Origin of the sequence: Pseudomonas sp. NyZ480, assembly GCF_029537255.1 — a bacterium.
Taxonomy (GTDB): Bacteria; Pseudomonadota; Gammaproteobacteria; order Pseudomonadales; family Pseudomonadaceae; genus Aquipseudomonas; species Aquipseudomonas taiwanensis.
Window position 1 is genome coordinate 1,581,736 of the sequence record NZ_CP120626.1, and the last position, 18,612, is coordinate 1,600,347.

16 protein-coding genes and 7 tRNA genes are annotated in these 18,612 nt (G+C 60.8%); 17 read left to right on the top strand and 6 right to left on the bottom strand.

Annotation, left to right across the window (positions count from 1 at the left end; all coding sequences use genetic code 11):
• Nucleotides 1-10 precede the first annotated feature (10 nt).
• The gene (locus tag P3R38_RS07210) at nucleotides 11-793 is read left to right on the top strand and encodes a TatD family hydrolase (RefSeq protein ID WP_027907751.1); all 783 of its coding nucleotides are present in this window, start codon (nucleotides 11-13) and stop codon (nucleotides 791-793) included.
• A 256-nt stretch (nucleotides 794-1,049) separates the two neighbouring features.
• Here P3R38_RS07210 and P3R38_RS07215 read toward each other — a convergent pair whose 3' ends face one another.
• A complete protein-coding gene (locus P3R38_RS07215; protein WP_277686951.1) occupies nucleotides 1,050-2,183 on the bottom strand; it encodes an aminotransferase class V-fold PLP-dependent enzyme in 1,134 nt (377 codons plus the stop codon).
• A 72-nt stretch (nucleotides 2,184-2,255) separates the two neighbouring features.
• Between P3R38_RS07215 and P3R38_RS07220 the strand changes: the two genes are divergently transcribed.
• The 5 genes from P3R38_RS07220 to P3R38_RS07240 all read left to right on the top strand — a co-directional run bounded on the left by P3R38_RS07220 (nucleotide 2,256) and on the right by P3R38_RS07240 (nucleotide 5,856).
• Nucleotides 2,256-2,891 (top strand): TetR/AcrR family transcriptional regulator, encoded by a 636-nt coding sequence (locus P3R38_RS07220; RefSeq protein WP_023379417.1) that lies wholly within the window; start codon nucleotides 2,256-2,258, stop codon nucleotides 2,889-2,891.
• A gap of 185 nt (nucleotides 2,892-3,076) precedes the next feature.
• Entirely contained in the window at nucleotides 3,077-4,045 is a 969-nt protein-coding gene (locus tag P3R38_RS07225; RefSeq protein WP_104884026.1) for a radical SAM protein, read from the top strand.
• 66 nt (nucleotides 4,046-4,111) lie between these two features.
• The gene (locus P3R38_RS07230) at nucleotides 4,112-4,717 is read left to right on the top strand and encodes a DUF4823 domain-containing protein (RefSeq protein ID WP_023379421.1); all 606 of its coding nucleotides are present in this window, start codon (nucleotides 4,112-4,114) and stop codon (nucleotides 4,715-4,717) included.
• A gap of 10 nt (nucleotides 4,718-4,727) precedes the next feature.
• The gene (locus P3R38_RS07235; protein ID WP_277686952.1) at nucleotides 4,728-5,288 is read left to right on the top strand and encodes a DUF1285 domain-containing protein; all 561 of its coding nucleotides are present in this window, start codon (nucleotides 4,728-4,730) and stop codon (nucleotides 5,286-5,288) included.
• A 151-nt stretch (nucleotides 5,289-5,439) separates the two neighbouring features.
• A complete protein-coding gene (locus P3R38_RS07240; RefSeq protein WP_277686953.1) occupies nucleotides 5,440-5,856 on the top strand; it encodes a cupin domain-containing protein in 417 nt (138 codons plus the stop codon).
• Between the two features lie 58 nt (nucleotides 5,857-5,914).
• Here the strand turns inward: P3R38_RS07240 and P3R38_RS07245 are convergent.
• Together P3R38_RS07245 and P3R38_RS07250 are read right to left on the bottom strand one after the other, a co-directional pair.
• Nucleotides 5,915-5,990: transfer RNA gene (locus P3R38_RS07245), tRNA-Asn, on the bottom strand.
• A gap of 62 nt (nucleotides 5,991-6,052) precedes the next feature.
• Nucleotides 6,053-7,249 carry an amino acid aminotransferase gene (locus tag P3R38_RS07250; RefSeq protein WP_023379424.1) on the bottom strand — a complete coding sequence of 399 codons (1,197 nt, stop codon included), beginning with the start codon at nucleotides 7,247-7,249 and terminating at the stop codon, nucleotides 6,053-6,055.
• Nucleotides 7,250-7,535: 286 nt separating this feature from the next.
• Here P3R38_RS07250 and uvrB point away from each other — a divergent pair, with 286 nt between their 5' ends.
• Nucleotides 7,536-9,551, top strand: a complete 2,016-nt coding sequence (gene uvrB, locus P3R38_RS07255; protein ID WP_023379425.1) for an excinuclease ABC subunit UvrB — start codon at nucleotides 7,536-7,538, stop codon at nucleotides 9,549-9,551.
• A 768-nt stretch (nucleotides 9,552-10,319) separates the two neighbouring features.
• Here uvrB and P3R38_RS07260 read toward each other — a convergent pair.
• The 3 genes from P3R38_RS07260 to P3R38_RS07270 form a co-directional block, all read right to left on the bottom strand.
• The gene (locus P3R38_RS07260; RefSeq protein ID WP_277686954.1) at nucleotides 10,320-10,454 is read right to left on the bottom strand and encodes a hypothetical protein; all 135 of its coding nucleotides are present in this window, start codon (nucleotides 10,452-10,454) and stop codon (nucleotides 10,320-10,322) included.
• A gap of 739 nt (nucleotides 10,455-11,193) precedes the next feature.
• The gene (locus P3R38_RS07265) at nucleotides 11,194-12,684 is read right to left on the bottom strand and encodes an MDR family MFS transporter (protein WP_177325260.1); all 1,491 of its coding nucleotides are present in this window, start codon (nucleotides 12,682-12,684) and stop codon (nucleotides 11,194-11,196) included.
• Nucleotides 12,685-12,733: 49 nt separating this feature from the next.
• Nucleotides 12,734-13,789, bottom strand: coding sequence for an HlyD family secretion protein (locus P3R38_RS07270; protein WP_023379428.1), 1,056 nt, complete (start codon nucleotides 13,787-13,789; stop codon nucleotides 12,734-12,736).
• A gap of 143 nt (nucleotides 13,790-13,932) precedes the next feature.
• Here P3R38_RS07270 and gltX point away from each other — a divergent pair, with 143 nt between their 5' ends.
• The 10 genes from gltX (at nucleotide 13,933) to P3R38_RS07320 (ending at nucleotide 18,589) form a co-directional block, all read left to right on the top strand.
• Nucleotides 13,933-15,414, top strand: coding sequence for a glutamate--tRNA ligase (gene gltX, locus P3R38_RS07275; protein WP_277686955.1), 1,482 nt, complete (start codon nucleotides 13,933-13,935; stop codon nucleotides 15,412-15,414).
• A 341-nt stretch (nucleotides 15,415-15,755) separates the two neighbouring features.
• Nucleotides 15,756-15,831: transfer RNA gene (locus P3R38_RS07280), tRNA-Ala, on the top strand.
• Nucleotides 15,832-15,903: 72 nt separating this feature from the next.
• Nucleotides 15,904-15,979, top strand: a tRNA-Glu gene (locus tag P3R38_RS07285).
• Between the two features lie 53 nt (nucleotides 15,980-16,032).
• A tRNA-Ala gene (locus P3R38_RS07290) sits at nucleotides 16,033-16,108 on the top strand.
• A 41-nt stretch (nucleotides 16,109-16,149) separates the two neighbouring features.
• Nucleotides 16,150-16,225 (top strand) — tRNA-Glu (locus P3R38_RS07295).
• Nucleotides 16,226-16,291: 66 nt separating this feature from the next.
• A tRNA-Ala gene (locus P3R38_RS07300) sits at nucleotides 16,292-16,367 on the top strand.
• A 42-nt stretch (nucleotides 16,368-16,409) separates the two neighbouring features.
• Nucleotides 16,410-16,485 (top strand) — tRNA-Glu (locus tag P3R38_RS07305).
• Between the two features lie 168 nt (nucleotides 16,486-16,653).
• Entirely contained in the window at nucleotides 16,654-17,193 is a 540-nt protein-coding gene (locus P3R38_RS07310; protein ID WP_023379430.1) for a TetR/AcrR family transcriptional regulator, read from the top strand.
• 24 nt (nucleotides 17,194-17,217) lie between these two features.
• Complete coding sequence (locus P3R38_RS07315) at nucleotides 17,218-18,051, top strand: alpha/beta fold hydrolase (protein WP_023379431.1); 834 nt, start codon at nucleotides 17,218-17,220, stop codon at nucleotides 18,049-18,051.
• A gap of 103 nt (nucleotides 18,052-18,154) precedes the next feature.
• Nucleotides 18,155-18,589, top strand: a complete 435-nt coding sequence (locus tag P3R38_RS07320; RefSeq protein ID WP_023379432.1) for a thioesterase family protein — start codon at nucleotides 18,155-18,157, stop codon at nucleotides 18,587-18,589.
• Nucleotides 18,590-18,612: the final 23 nt, after the last annotated feature.

The following is an 18,612-nucleotide window of genomic DNA, read 5'->3' on the forward strand; positions in this document are numbered from 1 at the left end:
CCTACTTCCCATGCTTGTAGATTCCCATTGCCACCTCGACCGTCTTGACCTGAGCGCCCATCAGGGCTCCCTCGATGCCGCCCTGCAGGCGGCCCGCGAACGTGGGGTCGGGCATTTTCTGTGCATTGGTGTCAGTGCCGAGAACGCCGGGGCGGTCAAGGCCTTGAGCGAGCAGTATGCCGATGTCGATTGTTCGGTGGGCGTGCACCCGCTGGACCTGGCGCCGGACGAAACCCCAGCGCTTGAGTGGTTGCTGCGCGAACTGGCCCACCCCCATGTGGTGGCCATTGGCGAGACGGGGCTGGATTATCACTACGAGCCGGAAGCTGCGCAGTTGCAGCAGGCCTCGTTCCGTCTGCACCTGGAGGCCTCGCGTCAGACCGGCAAACCGGTGATCGTGCACACCCGCGCAGCGCGGGCCGATACCTTGGCGTTGCTGCGCGAGGCAAACCTACCGCAGGCCGGTGTGCTGCACTGCTTCACCGAGGACTGGGACATGGCCAAGGCGGCGCTGGATCTGGGCTATTACATCTCCCTGTCCGGGATCGTCACGTTCCGCAATGCCGACGCCCTGCGCGAAGTGGCCCGGCAGGTGCCGGTCGACCGCTTGCTGGTGGAGACCGACTCGCCGTACCTTGCGCCCATTCCGCACCGGGGCAAACCCAACCTGCCGCAATACGTGCGAGAAGTGGCTGAGTACGTGGCATCGCTGCGCGGGGTCAGCTTCGACCAGTTGGCCGAGCAGACCACCGCCAACTTCAAGCGCTTGTTCCCCTTGGCTCGCGTAGCCTGAGCGCGCAAGACCGGTTGGTCGCTGAGGCCGAGGTCGGCGCACGGGCAAAAAAAACCCGGGTTCTGGGGGGGAATCCGGGTTAAGACCATTAGGAGTAAAACAAAGGTACGCGGTCCCTGAGCACCTTTATCGGCGCGCCACTTGGGGGGGATGCGCCGCGCCAACACTTCAAGTATTGGTCAGGTTTGGCGCAGTGCCAGTGTCTGTTGGTCGTTTTTTAAACAGATTTGGAATACGCCGGGGATCCATTCCTTCCTCAACGCATGGCCAGTCGCCGTACTTGTTGGATAGTCTCGTCGATAAGGCGCTCATCGGTGTAGAAATGGGGTGAAAAACGCACTCCGCCACCGCGCAGGGCACAGATCGTCCTTTCGGCACTCAGCGCCTGATACAGCTCGGTACAGGGGCGTCCCTTGAGGCTGATGGTGACGATGCCGGCCCGTCTCTGCGAGGCCGCAGGCGTATGCAGGCAGACGCCGGGTATGGCGGCGAGGCCCTGGTACAACTGATCGACCCGTTGCCCGAGCAGTCGCGCTACTTTTTCCATTCCCACGTCTTCCAATAGCGAAAGGCTTGCCTCCAGCGCGCAAGCACCCAGCATGTTGGGGCTGCCGCATTCGAAGCGGCGGGCGCTGCGGGCCGGTTGCCACTGGCGGCGCTCGAAGTCGCCCAGGTGTTCCAGCATGTGCCATCCGTAGGCATTGAGGCGCAGCTGCGGGCGCAAGGCGGCGCGGCAGTAGAACACGCCAAGCCCTTCGGGGCCGAGCATCCACTTGTGGCCGTCGGCCATGGCGAAATCGCACTGGTACGCCTGCACGTCGAAGGGCAAGGCGCCGATCTGTTGGATGGCATCGATGCAGAACAGCACCTGGCGCGCCTGGCAGCCTTCGCCAAGGCGCTCGAGGTCCAGGCGCAGGCCGCTGCCGAACTGCACGGCGCTTATCGCCAGCAAACGCGTATGGCGGCCACAAGCATTGAGCAGTGCCGCTTCGGGGTCGGCGCCTGCAAGGCTTACCTGAACCACTTCGACCCCTTGATCGGCCAAGGCTTCCCACACCACGCGATTGGAGGGAAATTCCTCGTCGCTGATCACCACCTGGTCGCCGGGTTGCCAGTCGAGGCCGAAAGCAACCAGCGAAAGCGCTTCCGACGTGTTCTTCACCAAGGCAATGTCGCCTCGGGAGGGCGCGTTGAGCAGGCGGGCCAGGCGTTCGCGCAGGCGCCGCTCGGTGGCGAGCCAGGCCGGATAGTCGCTGGCGCCCTGCGCAACGTTCTCCTGGGCGAAGCGAGCTACGGCGTGGCTGGCGCGTCTTGGCCAGGGGGCGACCGCGGCATGGTTCAGGTAGCGCAAGCCCGGGGACTGGTCGAACTCATCATGAAACATAGACATGGTTGGAAGATCCGTGCAATTTGCCGCCAGTTAGGCATAATAAACCGCTTCGATTGTCATCCAGTCCTTCCTATGCAGAAAGAACCTCGTAAGGTCCGTGAGTTTCGCCGTCGCGAACAGGAAATCCTCGACACGGCGCTCAAGCTGTTTCTCGAACAAGGTGAAGACAGCGTCACCGTCGAGATGATCGCCGACGCCGTGGGCATCGGCAAAGGCACGATCTACAAGCACTTCAAATCCAAGGCGGAGATCTACCTGCGCCTTATGCTCGATTACGAGCGCGATTTGAACGGGTTGTTGCATTCGGCCGATGTGGACCGTGACAAGGAAGCACTGTCACGGGCCTACTTCGAATTCCGTATGCGTGACCCGCAGCGCTACCGGTTGTTCGACCGCCTGGAAGAAAAGGTGGTCAAGGGTAACCAGGTGCCGGAAATGGTCGAGCAGCTGCACAGCATTCGTGCCTCCAACTTCGACCGCCTGACCCAGCTGATCAAGGGCCGTATCAGCGAAGGCAAGCTCGAAGACGTGCCGCCCTATTTCCATTACTGTGCAGCCTGGGCGCTGGTGCATGGCGCCGTGGCCCTGTATCACTCGCCGTTCTGGAGCAATGTCCTGGAAGATCAGGAAGGCTTCTTCCAGTTCCTGATGGATATAGGCGTGCGCATGGGCAACAAGCGCAAGCGCGACCCGGAAACCGCGAACTGAAGCCTTCCGTCCATAGGCCCAGCGCCAGATCGTGATATTGGCGTTGTCCCGGTGAGGCGGGGTAACCGCGAAGGAGCGCGCAGCGGCTCCGTTCAATTGTGCCCGGCATGGAACAAGGGGCTTGCAAAAACCTGATTTATGAGTCAGGTTTTGCCAGCCCCGATTCATCCATGCCGGAGTTTTTCATGATCGTCGATCGTCAAGGCAGGCGTTTTCGTAACCTGCGTGTCAGCCTCACGGCTGCCTGCAACTACGCCTGCACGTATTGCGTACCGGACGGCAAGCGTCTGGTCGCGGCACAGGACGAACTGTCGGCAGAGGCACTGGCGCGGGGTGTGGCCTACTTGGTCGAGGCCGCAGGTATCGAGCGTCTACGCATAACGGGCGGTGAGCCACTGATCAGTCCTCGCCTGGACGCATTCCTGGCGGCGGTCGCCCGGCTCGGTCTGGAAGACATCACGCTGACCACGAATGGTCAGTTGCTCTCGCGCAAGTTGCCACAGTTGCAGGCAGCTGGCGTTCGCCGCCTTAACGTATCCCTCGATACTCTCGATCCACAGGCGTTCCGGCGCATTGCCCGCGGCGGCGACTTGGCGACCGTGTTGGCTGGCATGGAGCAGGCCAGTGCGATGGGCATGCAGATCAAGGTCAACATGGTGCCGATGCGCGGGCAGAACCTGGACCAAGTCCTGCCGCTGCTTGACTATTGCCTGGCGCGAGGCTTCGAATTGCGCTTCATCGAATTGATGCGCATGGGCCATCTGGCCCGAGACCCCAATGCTTTCCTGCAGCATTTCGTCGGCCTGGAGCAGTTACTCGACCTGATCGGTCGCGAGCACGCCCACCACCCGGTCGATGCGCCAACGGATGCCACCGCGCTGCGCTACCAGATCCCGGGTAAAGGTGTTTTTGGTGTGATCGCCAACGAAAGCGTGCCGTTCTGTCGGAGTTGTTCGCGGCTGCGCCTGTCATCCACCGGTTGGCTGCACGGTTGCCTATCTTCCAGCAACCGTCACTTTATCGGCGACTTGCTGGAACAGCCCCGTCACCAAGCGCTGCCTGCCCTGCAACGATTGCTGGTCAAGGCCCTGGCCGATAAGCAGGCACTGGCTTTTTCCGGGGGCGTGACAGTGATGAAGGTGATTGGCGGCTGACTCTGGCGCAAAAGCTGCATCCGCTGGCTATTCGCCGGTTTTTCGTCGCCGGCCATTGGAGGAAAGATGCGTAGCCTGGTCTTGCTGCTGGCGCTGATGGCGCTGGGCGGCTGCATGAATGTCAGCGATATGGGCGAGGGCGTCCGTTACCACATGAGCGATGCCGGGTTGTTGGACCACAGTGACACGCGCCGCTCGCTGTCGATACGGCTGCAACCCGATTCGTTCATCTTCATCGGTCAGGGCGCATTCATGCCACCCGGCAAGGGGCCATTGCCGCGGCAGAACGTGGTGGCCGAACAGGCGTTCAAGAGTTTCGTCGAATACTTCCCACTGGTACGCCGTGCCCAGGGGCCGCTGGGCCTGGAAGAAGCGATCGCGCAGGCGCGCTCGGTGGGCGCCGACTATGTGCTGTATACCCGCTTCGCCCGTACCGACGATCGTATCGGCAATGGCGACGAGTGGTACGACGAGCAAGCCGTCGACCGTCTGGGGTGGGACACTGGCGTCGTGCAGATGATGCTCATCGAAACCAACAGCCGGTATTTGATCGATACCGTGCGCATCAAGAGCCGTGGCGGTTTGTTGACGTTCCACGACAACACCCCGGAGGATTTGCTAGCTGCGCCAATGCGCGAGTACGCTCGTAGCCTTCTGGGTATGAGCGAGTGAGGGCAGGGTGATGACGGATTCCGGCAAGGCCAACGATCTTCTGGCGCAGATTCCCAAGCAAAAGGGATTGCCGCCCGTGCATCTGTGGAACCCGGATTTCTGTGGCGATATCGACATGCGCATTGCCCGTGACGGTACTTGGTACTACTTGGGTACGCCCATCGGGCGCAAGCCAATGGTGCGGCTGTTCTCCACCATCATGCGTCGCGACGGCGATGACTACTTCCTGGTAACGCCGGTGGAAAAGGTCGGCATTCGCGTCGACGATGCGCCATTCGTCGCCGTGGCGCTGGACGTGGAAGGTTCGGGTGAGCAGCAGGTGCTGCGCTTTACCAGTAATGTCGATGACCTGGCTGAAGCTGGCCCGGAGCATCCCCTGCGGGTCGAGATAGACCCGGTTACGCAAGAGCCTGCCCCGTACGTGCTGATGCGCGGCAACCTCGAGGCGCTGATTCACCGCAATGTGTTTTATCAGTTGGTGGATCTGGCGGTGCCACGTGTCATCGACGGCGAAGAGTGGCTTGGGGTCTGGAGTCGCGGCGAGTTCTATCCCATCGGGCTCAATGGCTGACGTTTCCTGGGGCTCATCGGCGGCAAGCCGGCTCCCGCAGGAGGCGGTCTAGGCCGCGACTGATCGGCCTCCTGGTTTTCCTCTGAATTGGCCGTTTGCCGCGTGCACGCCTGGGCCTAACCTGCTGGCAAATACCCATCAGGAGACGCCCATGAAACCCGCTCATCTTTCAATTGCCTTGTTCATCGCCGCGGGCCTGCTCGCCGGCCAAACGTCCGCGTGGGCGCATGGCGAAGCCGTCGACCAGGTCAAGGTGCTGCAGGAAAAACGGCCCTCCAATGCTCCCGGCAAGAAAGCCGTCATGCTCACCGTCAGCTACGCGCCTGGGCAGGCGTCGCCCGCACATCAGCATCCGGGCGCGGTGATGGCTTATGTACTGGAAGGGGCGGTGGTCTCGAAGCTCAACGATGAGCCGGAGAAAACCTACAAGGCTGGCGAGTACTGGTACGAGGCTCCAGGCACCGTGCACAGCGTGTCGCGCAGTGCCAGCAGCGGTCAAGCGGCCAAGTTGCTGGTGTGGAGCCTGGTGGACGAGGGCAAGCCCGTGACCGAACCAGTGGGCAAGTAACGAGCGCAGAAACGAAAAAGCCTCCAGTGCTTGCGCAACTGGAGGCTTTCTCAGTGTTTGGCTCCGCGACCTGGACTCGAACCAGGGACCCAATGATTAACAGTCATTTGCTCTACCGACTGAGCTATCGCGGAATCTGCGGGTATGATACCGGCTACCAAGGGGAAGTCAAGCTACCCCTTGGTAAATCAAGCAGTTACAGCACTTCCACGATGGCCTTTGTAACCACGTGAATGTTGCTTTGGTTCAGCGCGGCGACGGCGATACGGCCGGTGTCCAACGCATAGATGCCGAACTCTTCCTTCAGGCGCTTGACCTGGTCGACGGTCAGGCCCGAGTACGAGAACATGCCCGCCTGGCGGCCCACGAAGCTGAAGTCACGCTTGGCGCCGTATTGGGCCAGCAGCTCGACCATTTGCTTGCGCATGCCATGGATGCGCTCGCGCATCTCGGCCAGCTCGTCTTCCCACATCTGACGCAGCTCGGCGCTGTTGAGCACGGTGGCGACGATGGTGGCGCCGTGGGTCGGCGGGTTGGAGTAGGTGGTGCGGATCACGCGTTTGACCTGGGACAGCACGCGGGTGCTCTCGTCCTTGGAGCCGGTGACGATCGACAGCGCGCCGACACGCTCGCCGTAGAGCGAGAACGACTTGGAGAACGAGCTGGAGACGAAGAACTCAAGGCCCGACTCGGCGAACAGGCGCACGGCGAAGGCGTCTTCGGCGATGCCGGCACCAAAGCCCTGGTAGGCCATGTCGAGGAACGGTACATGGCCCTTGGCCTTGACCACGTCCAGGACGTTTTTCCAGTCTTCGAGTTTCAGGTCGACGCCCGTCGGGTTGTGGCAGCAGGCGTGCAGGACAACGATCGAGCCCGATGGCAGGTTTTTCAGGTCCTCGAGCATGCCGGCGCGGTTGACGTCGTTGCTCGGGGCATCGTAATAGCGGTAGTTCTGTACCGGGAAACCTGCGCTTTCGAACAGGGCGCGGTGGTTTTCCCAGCTTGGGTCGCTGATGGCGACGACGGCGTCAGGCGACAGGCGCTTGAGGAAGTCGGCGCCAATCTTCAGAGCGCCGGTACCGCCAACGGCCTGCACGGTGACCACGCGACCTGCGGCCAGCAGTGGCGATTCGGCGCCGAAGATGAGCTTTTGCACGGCCTGGTCGTAAGTCGCGATGCCGTCGATCGGCAGGTAGCCGCGGGAGGCGTGCTGGGCGGCACGCTGGGTCTCGGCTTCGATCACAGCGCGCAGCAGCGGGATGCGGCCTTCCTCATTGCAGTAAACGCCTACGCCCAGATTGACCTTGTCGGTACGTGGGTCGGCGTTGAATGCTTCGTTGAGGCCCAGAATAGGGTCGCGGGGTGCCAGCTCGACAGCGGAAAACAGGCTCATTGTTACCTTGGCTCTGAATGGAGTGTGATAGGGCGTACACGCTCCAGCCGAATGCACTGAAGCGGTGCACAAAAGGGGAGTCAGTATAGTGATACCCGCCGGTCACTGCGACAGTCTGGCACAGCTTTTCAGGCGATTTGGGCAATTATTTTTCGACCATTGGTCGAAATGCCCGGTCCACATTATGGGTTGCCCACTCCAGGGTCGCGAAACCGACGCCACGCGGCCACATTTGGGTATAGACTACTGGCTAAATTTACAGTTGCTGCGTTGCGCGAGGCCTATCATGTCCGAGTTCCAGCTCGTTACCCGTTTTCAGCCGGCCGGCGACCAGCCCGAGGCCATTCGTCAGATGGTCGAGGGCATCGAGGCCGGGCTATCGCACCAGACGCTGCTTGGGGTGACCGGTTCGGGCAAGACCTTCAGTATCGCCAACGTCATCCAGCAGGTGCAGCGCCCGACGCTGGTGCTGGCGCCGAACAAAACCCTGGCTGCGCAGTTGTACGGAGAGTTCAAGGCGTTCTTCCCGAACAATGCGGTGGAGTATTTCGTTTCCTACTACGACTACTACCAGCCGGAGGCCTATGTACCGTCGTCGGACACCTTCATCGAGAAGGATGCCTCGATCAACGACCATATCGAGCAGATGCGCCTGTCGGCGACCAAGGCGCTGTTGGAGCGGCGCGATGCGATCATCGTGACCACCGTCTCGTGCATCTACGGTCTGGGCAGCCCCGAGACTTACCTGAAAATGGTCCTTCACGTGGACCGTGGCGACAAGCTCGACCAGCGTGCACTGCTGCGGCGTCTTGCCGACCTGCAATACACCCGCAATGAAATGGATTTCGCCCGTGCCACGTTCCGGGTGCGTGGGGATGTGATCGACATCTTCCCGGCCGAATCGGACCTGGAAGCCATCCGTATCGAGCTGTTCGATGACGAGGTGGAGAACATCGCCGCCTTTGACCCGTTGACTGGCGAAGTCTTCCGTAAGTTGCCGCGTTTTACCTTCTACCCCAAGAGCCACTACGTCACCCCGCGTGAAACCCTGTTGGACGCGGTGGAGGGCATCAAGGAGGAGCTAAAGGACCGGCTTGAGTACCTGCAGAAGGCCAACAAGCTGGTGGAGGCACAGCGTCTCGAGCAGCGCACCCGCTTCGACTTGGAGATGATTCTCGAACTTGGCTACTGCAATGGCATCGAGAACTACTCGCGTTATCTCTCCGGCCGTCCGGCCGGCGCGCCGCCACCCACGCTTTACGACTACCTGCCGCCAGATTCCTTGCTGGTGATCGACGAGTCCCATGTCAGCGTGCCGCAGGTGGGCGCCATGTACAAAGGTGACCGCTCCCGTAAGGAAACCCTGGTCGAATACGGTTTCCGTCTGCCCTCGGCGCTGGACAACCGGCCGATGCGGTTCGATGAGTGGGAGGCGGTGAGTCCGCAGACCATTTTCGTTTCGGCCACGCCCGGCCCTTATGAAGCCGAGCATGCTGGGCGTGTGGTCGAGCAGGTGGTACGGCCGACTGGTCTGGTCGACCCGCAGGTGGAGGTACGTCCGGCGCTTACTCAGGTTGACGACTTGCTGTCGGAGATCCGCAAGCGCGTGGACGTTGGCGAGCGGGTGTTGGCGACGACCTTGACCAAGCGTATGGCTGAAGACCTGACCGATTACCTGGCGGACCATGATGTGCGGGTGCGTTACCTGCACTCGGACATCGACACCGTCGAGCGGGTGGAGATCATTCGTGACTTGCGTCTGGGTACGTTCGACGTGCTGGTGGGCATCAACCTGCTGCGTGAGGGGTTGGATATGCCGGAGGTATCGTTGGTGGCGATTCTCGATGCTGACAAGGAGGGATTCCTGCGTTCCGAGCGTTCATTGATTCAGACCATCGGGCGTGCGGCTCGTAACCTCAATGGCCGGGCGATTCTGTATGCCGATCAGGTGACGGGGTCGATGCAGCGTGCCATCGACGAGACTGAGCGGCGTCGGGAGAAGCAGATAGCCTTCAACCAGGCGCATGGGATCGTGCCCAAGGGGGTGGTCAAAGACATCACCGATATTATGGAAGGCGCTACGGTGCCGGGTGCGCGTAGCAAGAAGCGCAAGGGGATGGCCAAGGCGGCGGAGGAGAGTGCTCGGTACGAGGCGGAATTGCGGACGCCGGCGGAGATCACCAAACGCATCAAGCAGTTGGAAGAGAAGATGATGCAGTTTGCGAGGGATCTGGAGTTTGAGGCTGCCGCGCAGTTGAGGGATGAAATTACTCAGCTTCGTGAGCGTTTGATAGCCAGCTGATAAGCCCAGTCCCGCAAGTCAGCGTTGTTTTTGCTCTGCTTTTGCTCTGCTTTTGCTCTGTTTTTGCTTCTAGTGCGCGGCAGTTCAGGCGCTGCCAATTGCGACGTCAGTAGGCCGAGCGTAGGTTTTGCGGAGGGAGGTGACGGGCATGGATGCCCGTCAAGCGCTGCGGCCCAGGAGGGGCCGTTCAGCGCGGTCCACCCGGGAGCAAGACCGGAGCGAGGGGACCCCGAAGCGAAGCGTAGGGGCCGGATGATAGGAGCCAGCGGTTTTTGCCTACTTTTGCCCAAGAGCAAAAGTAGGTCGCCGTAAAGGCGAAAAGGTGAATGAGCGCCTCCATGGCGAATGGATATTCACGCTATCTGAATGCCGCCCTTAAATCTGTGCTTTGAAGTTTGAGGTTTTGGTTTCTGGATGCGTGAGCATATCCATTTGCCAAGGCGACGCTCAATCACCTTTCCGCTCTTACAGCGGGTCACTTTTTGGCAGACGCCCCAAAAAGTAACCAAAAAAGTCTGGCTCCTATCATCCGGCCCCTGCGCTTCGCTTCGGGGTTCCCTCGCTCCGGGCTTGCTCCGGGAGGACCGCGCTGAACGGCCCCTCCTGGGCCGCAGCGCTTGACGGGCATCCATGCCCGTCACCTCCCTGCGCAAGCCCTGCGCTCGGCCTCCTGAAGTCGCATGAGGTGGCGCCTGAACTACCGCGCGCTAGAAGTAAGAGCAAAGCGAAGCAAAAGAAAGTCCGTCTCGCATTTTGTAGTTTGAATATTTAATGTGCGGCTGGTTTAGCTGTTGTTGTTGTTGTTGTTGTTGTTGTTGTTGTTGTTGTTGTTGTTGTTGTTGTTGTTGTTATTGTTGTTGTTATTGTTGTTGTTGTTGTTGTTGTTCGGATTTGGTATTTCATGCTCCGCTTTTGCTTTTAATGCGCGATATCCCAGACGCTGCAAATTGCGACGTCAGTAGGCCGAGCGTAGGGCTTGCGGAGGGAGGTGACGGGCATGGATGCCCGTCAAGCGCTGCGGCCCAGGATGGGCCGTTCAGCGCGGTCCTCCCGGGAGCAAGCCCGTAGCGAGGGAACCCCGAAGCGCAGCGTAGGGGCCGGATGATAGGAGCCAGCGGTTTTTGCCTACTTTTGCCCAAGAGCAAAAGTAGGTCGCCGTAAAGGCGAAAAGGTGAATGAGCGCCTCCATGGCGAATGGATATTCACGCGATTTGAATGCCAGCGCCAAGTATTCGCTTTGAAGTTTGAAGTTTGAAGTTTGAGGTTTTGGTATTTAGATTTATGAGCATATCCATTTGCCAAGGCGACGCTCAATCACCTTTCCGCTCTTACAGCGGGTCACTTTTTGGCAGACGCCCCAAAAAGTAACCAAAAAAGTCTGGCTCCTATCATCCGGCCCCTACGCTGCGCTCCGGGGTTCCCTCACTCCGGCCTTGCTCCGGGAGGACCGCGCTGAACGACCCCTCCTGGGCCGCAGCGCTTGACGGGCATCCATGCCCGTCACCTCCCTGCGCAAGGCCTGCGTTCGGCCTCCTGACGTCGCGATTCGTGGTGTCTGGACTATCGCGCACTAGGGGCAAGAGCAAAAGCAAAAGCAAAAGCAAAAAAGGGTTTGCGGCACTTGAATTTGTGAAAACCAATCTTAGTGCGCCTCACCTGCCTTCAACCCCGCCGGCAACTTCTTAGTCAACAATACCGCCACCATGCTCACCGCCAACCCAATCCCGACAAAATGAAACGCATCGTTATAAGCCATGATCAACGCCTGCTGATGGGTAATCTCACTTAACTTGCCAAGCGCAGCGCTATCGCTCCCCAGCCTCTCGGCCAAAAGCGAAAGACGCTCCGCCACCTGCGGGTTGCTCGGCACCAGCGCCTCACGCAGATAATCGAAATACACCTTGCTCCGCGCATCCAGCAAGGTCGCCAGCAAGGCGATACCAATCGCCCCCCCAAGGTTACGCAGAATATTGAACAGGCTCGAAGCCGACCCCGCATCCTGCGGTAGGATGTAAGCCGTCGCGATCAGCGAAATGGTGACCATGATCATCGGCTGTCCAAGCGCCCGAATAACCTGGATCTGATTGAACTGCGGCCCGGCAAAATCCGGATTGAGCACCCCAGAACCAAAGCTGGCGATGCCGAACAGACAGAACCCCAAGGCACACAGTACTTTGGGCGAAACCACCTTCATCAATTGCGGCACCAACGGAATCAGAAACAACTGCGGAATACCCATCCACATGATCACCTCGCCGATCTGCAAGGCGTTGTAGCCCTGGATCTGCGCCAGGTACAGCGGCAACAGATAGATCGAACCATACAGCCCAACCCCCATCCCCAGACTGGCAATGCTCGACAAGCCAAAATTGCGATTACCCAGAATTCGCAGGTTGATCAGCGGGTGGGGCTTGGAGAACTGCAAGATCACGAATGCGATCAGGCTGATCAAGGCAGTGGTGCCCAGTCCGACGATCAGGCTCGACTCCAGCCAGTCCTTGCGGTGGCCTTCCTCCAGGAATACCTGCAGGCAGCCCAGGCCCAGCCCCAAGGTGACGATACCGGCATAGTCGGTGCTTTTGAGCAGCTCCCAGTGCGCCTCCTTCTTCTCCAGGCCATACAGCAAGCCGGCAATCATCAACAGGCCCGGCGGAATGTTGATGTAGAAGATGTATTCCCAGCCCCAGTTTTCCGTCAGCCAGCCGCCCAAGGTGGGGCCGATGGACGGGGCGAAGGTGGCGGTCATGGCGAACATCGCCATGCCCTTGGCACGGTGGTGTTCAGGCAGCTTGATCAGCGTCAGGGTGAAGGCCAGGGGAATCAACGCCCCCCCGGTGAACCCCTGCAATGCGCGAAACACGATCATGCTCTCCAGGTTCCAGGCCATCGAGCAGAGCAGCGACGACAACAGGAACCCCGTCGATACCCAGACCGCCAGGCGTCGTGCCGAGAGCAACTGCACCAACCAGGCCGTGAGCGGAATCATGATGATCTCGGCCACGAGGTAGGAGGTGGAAATCCATGAGCCTTCTTCCAGCGTCGCCGACAGCGCGCCTTGGATATCCTTGAGCGAGGAGTTGGTGATCTGGATATCCAGCACCGCCATGAACGCGCCTAGCATTACGCTCATCACGGCAATCCAGTCGCGTCGGGTCGGCTCCGCCGTCGGTCTCAGCAGCGTGTCACCGGCCATCGCGGGAGCCATGCTCGGGGCGAAGGTCCACGGTTGCCGTCACCGACATACCGGGGCGAATGCGGCCGTGAAGCGGATTGTCGGGGGCAAAGGTCAGCTTCACCGGAATACGCTGCACCACCTTGGTGAAGTTGCCGGTGGCATTGTCCGGCGGCAACAGGCTGAACTGCGCGCCAGAGGCCGCGAACAGGCTATTGACCCGACCCTCGATCGGGGTGTCCGGGTAACTGTCGAACAGCAACTCCACACGTTGGCCCGGCTGCATGCGGCCAATCTGGGTTTCCTTGAAGTTGGCCTGTACCCAGATATCTTCGTCCGGCACGATGGACAGCAGGTAAGCACCCGCTTGCACTACTTGGCCGTTGCGCGCATTGCGCTGACCGATGGTGCCGCTGATCGGCGCGCGGATCTCACAGCGGGTCAGGTTGAGTTCAGCCTGTGCCAGTTCGGCACGGGCGTTGGCGATCTGTGCATCGAGACGCTTGAGCTCAGCGGTCAAGGCGTTTACCTGCTGGCGCTGGCTTTGCAGGTCGGCACGGGCCTTGTCGACTTGAGAACTGGCCACGTGCTTTTCCGCCGACAGCGTCGTGACGCGCTCCTCGGAGACGAACCCAGGTTTGCGCAGCGCCTCGGCGCGGTTCAAGTCCAGGCGCGAACGGTCGAGGGTAGCCTGGTTCGCGGCAACCTGTGCCTGGCCGGCCGCAATCAGGCTGGCTTGCTGGGTCAGGCGACTTTCCGCCTGCGCGCGCTCGGCCTCGCGCGTGGCCAGGGCCGCGTGAGCACGCTCCACGGCCAGCTGGAAGTCGGCGGCCTCCAGGCGTACCAGCAGTTCTCCTTGGCTCACGTGCTGGTTGTCCGCAACCCGCACGTCGTCGATGCGTGCGCCCAACTGGCTGGAGATACGGGTGATCTCGCCTTGAACATAGGCATTGTCGGTACTTTCGAAGAAGCGACCCTTGAAGTACCAGTGAGCCAGGAAGGCGAGGGCGATGAGCGCGACAAGGGTGAGAAAGACCAGCAGGCGGCGTTTGAGTTGGGCGGGCATGAGCACTATCGTTCCAGAAATGTAAACAAATTTAACAGCGACAAACGGCGCAATCACAAGTGACGATCGCGCCATAGCTGGAGCCGAGTGCCCGCTCCCTGCTAACATCCCGCCTTTGTTTCATCTTTCGTTCGAGACTCTCCATGACCACCGTTCGCACGCGTATCGCGCCATCGCCCACTGGCGACCCCCATGTCGGCACCGCCTACATCGCCCTGTTCAACTACTGCTTCGCCAAGCAGCACGGCGGTGAGTTCATCCTGCGTATCGAAGACACCGACCAACTGCGCTCTACCCGCGAGTCGGAGCAGCAGATCTTCGACGCCTTGCGCTGGCTCGGCATCGAATGGAACGAAGGTCCGGACGTGGGGGGGCCACACGGCCCATACCGGCAGAGCGAGCGGGGCGATATCTACGCCAAGTACGCCAAGCAGCTGGTCGACGCTGGCCACGCCTTCTACTGCTTCTGCACTGCCGAAGAGCTCGAGCAGATGCGTGCCGAGCAGATGGCCCGCGGCGAGACCCCGCGCTACGACGGCCGTGCTCTGAACATGAGCGCCGAGGAAGTCCAGCGCCGCCTGGCGGCGGGCGAGCCGCATGTTATCCGTATGAAGGTGCCGAGCGAAGGCATCTGCGTGGTTCCGGACATGCTGCGTGGCGACGTCGAGATTCCATGGGACCGCATGGACATGCAGGTGCTGATGAAGAACGACGGCCTGCCGACCTACTTCCTGGCCAACGTGGTCGATGACCACCTGATGGGCATCACCCACGTGCTGCGTGGCGAGGAGTGGCTGCCTTCTGCGCCGAAGCTGATCAAGCTTTACGAGTATTTCGGTTGGGAACAGCCCAAGCTGTGCTACATGCCGCTGCTGCGCAACCCCGACAAGAGCAAGCTGTCCAAGCGCAAGAACCCAACCTCGGTGACGTTCTACGAGCGCATGGGCTTCTTGCCTGAAGCGATGCTCAATTACCTGGGGCGCATGGGCTGGTCGATGCCGGACGAGCGTGAGAAGTTCTCGCTGGCCGAGATGGTCGAGCATTTCGACTTGTCGCGTATCTCGCTGGGTGGCCCGATCTTCGACATCGAGAAGCTGTCCTGGCTCAACGGCCAGTGGCTGCGTGAGCTGCCGGTGGAAGAGTTTGCCGCTCGTGTGCAGAAATGGGCATTCAACAGCGACTACATGATGAAGATCGCCCCGCACGTACAAGGCCGGGTTGAAACCTTCAGCCAGATCGCGCCGCTGGGTGGCTTCTTCTTCGAAGGCGCGCTCAAACTCGATGCCAAGCTGTTCGAAAGCAAAAAGCTGTCCACCGACCAGGTTCGCCAGGTGATGCAATTGATCCTGTGGAAGCTCGAAAGCCTGCGTCAGTGGGAAAAAGACCGCATCACTGCCTGCATCCAGGCCGTGGTCGAGGCGCTGGAGCTCAAGTTGCGTGATGCCATGCCACTGATGTTCGCCGCCATCACCGGTCAGGCCAGTTCGGTATCGGTGCTCGACGCCATGGAAATCCTCGGTCCAGACCTGACCCGCTATCGCCTGCGCCAAGCGCTCGACCTGCTGGGCGGGGTGTCGAAGAAAGAAAACAAAGAGTGGGAAAAGTTGCTGGCCAACATCGCCTGACCCTGATCGACAGCTGCAGCGCACGCTGTGGGAGCGGCCTTGTGCCGCGAACGGGCCGCCCTGCGGTCCCAGGGTTTTAGTTGCAACGCAAAATCGCAGGGGTCGCACGCGGCCCTTTCGCGACATAAAGCCCCCCACAGCCTGCCGCGGAAGAGGTGAGGCAACCCGTAGCACTGGGGCAGGGCGGTAAGTGATTGTTATCTCGAAAAAAACTTTTGAATTTTTTCAAAAATTTGTTTGACAGCTCTGCAATCCGATCTTAATATGCGCCCCGTCCACAGCGATGAACTAAAACGAAGCGCCAGGCACCCAGCCGGTGATTCAGTTCAGCGCGACATTGTGGGGCTATAGCTCAGCTGGGAGAGCGCCTGCATGGCATGCAGGAGGTCAGCGGTTCGATCCCGCTTAGCTCCACCAAATTCCGCTTAACGGTGAATGCCGATAAGCAAGACCGGGTCCAGCAACCGGGTCTTGAAGGTAAGAAGGTTCGTCCCCTTCGTCTAGTGGCCTAGGACACCGCCCTTTCACGGCGGTAACAGGGGTTCGAGTCCCCTAGGGGACGCCAGTTTCACACAAGCGATGTTTCAGGATGTCGCTGGGCCGAGAGGCTAGAAATCCGGGGCTATAGCTCAGCTGGGAGAGCGCCTGCATGGCATGCAGGAGGTCAGCGGTTCGATCCCGCTTAGCTCCACCAATTTGCCGCGGTTCGTGAAAACGGATCGGCACGAAGGTTACGTCCCCTTCGTCTAGTGGCCTAGGACACCGCCCTTTCACGGCGGTAACAGGGGTTCGAGTCCCCTAGGGGACGCCACTTTTTCCCGCGTTTTGCGGGGCTTAAAGAGGCTCATTCTTAATGTTGGATGAGCCTTTTGTTTTCGGGGCTATAGCTCAGCTGGGAGAGCGCCTGCATGGCATGCAGGAGGTCAGCGGTTCGATCCCGCTTAGCTCCACCAATTCTGCCAGGGTTCGCTAAAGCGAATCTTCGCGAAGGTTACGTCCCCTTCGTCTAGTGGCCTAGGACACCGCCCTTTCACGGCGGTAACAGGGGTTCGAGTCCCCTAGGGGACGCCATTTTTACCCGCGTTTTGCGGGACTTCAAAGGCTCATTCGATTATTGAATGGGCCTTTTGTTTTTTCTCCCCTCCGCCAATGTGCTCGCCCCGTGCCGGGAGTCGTGTTTTTTCGCTTGCCAAAAAATATTATGAGCATAATATGATGCCTATCATATTCGAGGTGCCCATGAGCGATAAAAAGAGCAAGACCCGCGAACGTATCCTGGAAGCCGCCCGCACGGCATTGATCCAGCATGGGCCGGCCGAGCCCAGTGTCAGCCAGGTAATGGGTGCTGCCGGGCTGACGGTGGGGGGCTTCTATGCCCACTTCGACAGCAAGGACGAGCTCATGCTGGAGGCGTTCCGCCAGTTGTTGAACGAGCGTCGCGCGCTGCTTGCCCAGGTCGATCCGAGCCTGGATGGAGCGGGGCGGCGGGCGCTTGCGGCGGCGTTCTACCTGTCGCGCAAGCACCGCGACGCCGAAGTTCAGGCATGCCCGTTGCCCAACTCGCTGGGGGAGATGCAACGGCTGCCCGAGGCCTTTCGCGACGTGTTGGCCGAGCACATCGAGTTGATGACCGCGCAAATGGTCGACAGCCCCGAAGACATCGACAAGGCCCTGGCCGACCTTGCCTTGATGGTGGGCGGCCTGGCCCTGGCTCGGGCATTGGGCACCGATGCGCTATCCGACCGCATCCTGCGCGCCGCCAAGTCGGCGGTGATCTGAACCCCCTACACCTGGAGCAAGGCGATGACTACCCTGAGCTGGATTCGTGGCGTCAATGGCACCCTGGGTCATCTGGCCCCCGAACACATCGCCGGCAAGATGCGCCGCGCCTTCATGACCCCGCGCAACCTGCCGCCCAAACCGTGGGAGTTGCCCTTGCTGGCCAAGGCCGAGCGCATCACCCTGCGTTTCGGTTTGTCGGCGTTGCGCTGGGGCAAGGGGCCGACCGTGTTGCTGATGCACGGTTGGGAGGGGCGGCCGACCCAGTTTGCCGCACTCATCGAAACCTTGGTGCAGGCCGGGCATACCGTGGTATCGCTGGAAGGGCCGGCTCATGGGCGTTCGCCCGGCCAGCAGGCCCATGTGGTGTTGTTCGCGCGCGCATTGCTTGAAGCCGCTGCCGAACTGCCCCCTTTGCGCGCGGTGATCGGCCATTCCATGGGCGGAGCCAGTGTGCTGCTGGCATTGCAGATGGGGTTGCGGGCCGAGGCGGCGGTCAGCATCGCCGCACCTGCGCAGTTGCTGGGTGTGTTGCGTGGCTTCGCCCGGCGTCTTGGCCTGCCGGCACGGGCCAGGGCCGCTTTCATTCGCCAGGTCGAGCGGGATGTGGGGATGCAGATTGCCCGCTTGGACGTCAGCGCCTACCAGCTGGAACTGCCAGGGTTGGTGGTGCACGCCGCCGATGATGCGCTGGTGTCCGCCGATGAGGCGCAGATCATTCACAAAGCCTGGTTCGACAGCCGCCTGATGCTGCTAGAGGAAGGAGGGCACCAGCGGGTGCTGGCCGATCCGCGGCTGAGTGAAGCAGTGCTCGAATTGCTGGCCGGCGCCGGCACTCCCGCGCGGCAAAGCGCCTGAGCTTCCGTTACACTGCCCGCTCATCGACCGGCCCTGCTGTCGGGGCCGGCTTGCCGGCGATATGGCCGGTACAGGCAACCCATTCTTTATCAAGGAAAAGGGCATGAGCTGGGACCTGGCAACACCATTCATCATCGACCTGCGCGTCGGCACCGAGGACATCGACGGTCTCGGCCATGCCAATAACGCGGTTTACGTCACCTGGCTGGAGCGCTGCGCCTGGCGCCACTCCCAGCGCCTGGGGTTGGATTTGGCCGAATACCGGCGTCTTGACCGGGCCATGGCGGTCGTTCGGCATGAAATCGACTACCTCGCTGCCGCCTATGAAGACGATGAGCTGCAACTGGCGACCTGGATCATCGACTGGGATCAACGTCTGCGCATGACCCGTCGCTTTCAGCTCAAGCGCCCGCGGGATGGCGTCACCCTGCTCCGCGCCCAGACCACCTTCGCCTGCATCGAGCTGTCCAGCGGCAAGCCCAAGCGCATGCCGGCGGAGTTTCTCGACGGCTACGGCCCGGCGCTGATCGGTGCCTGACCCGGCGGCGTTTTTTGCTAGAC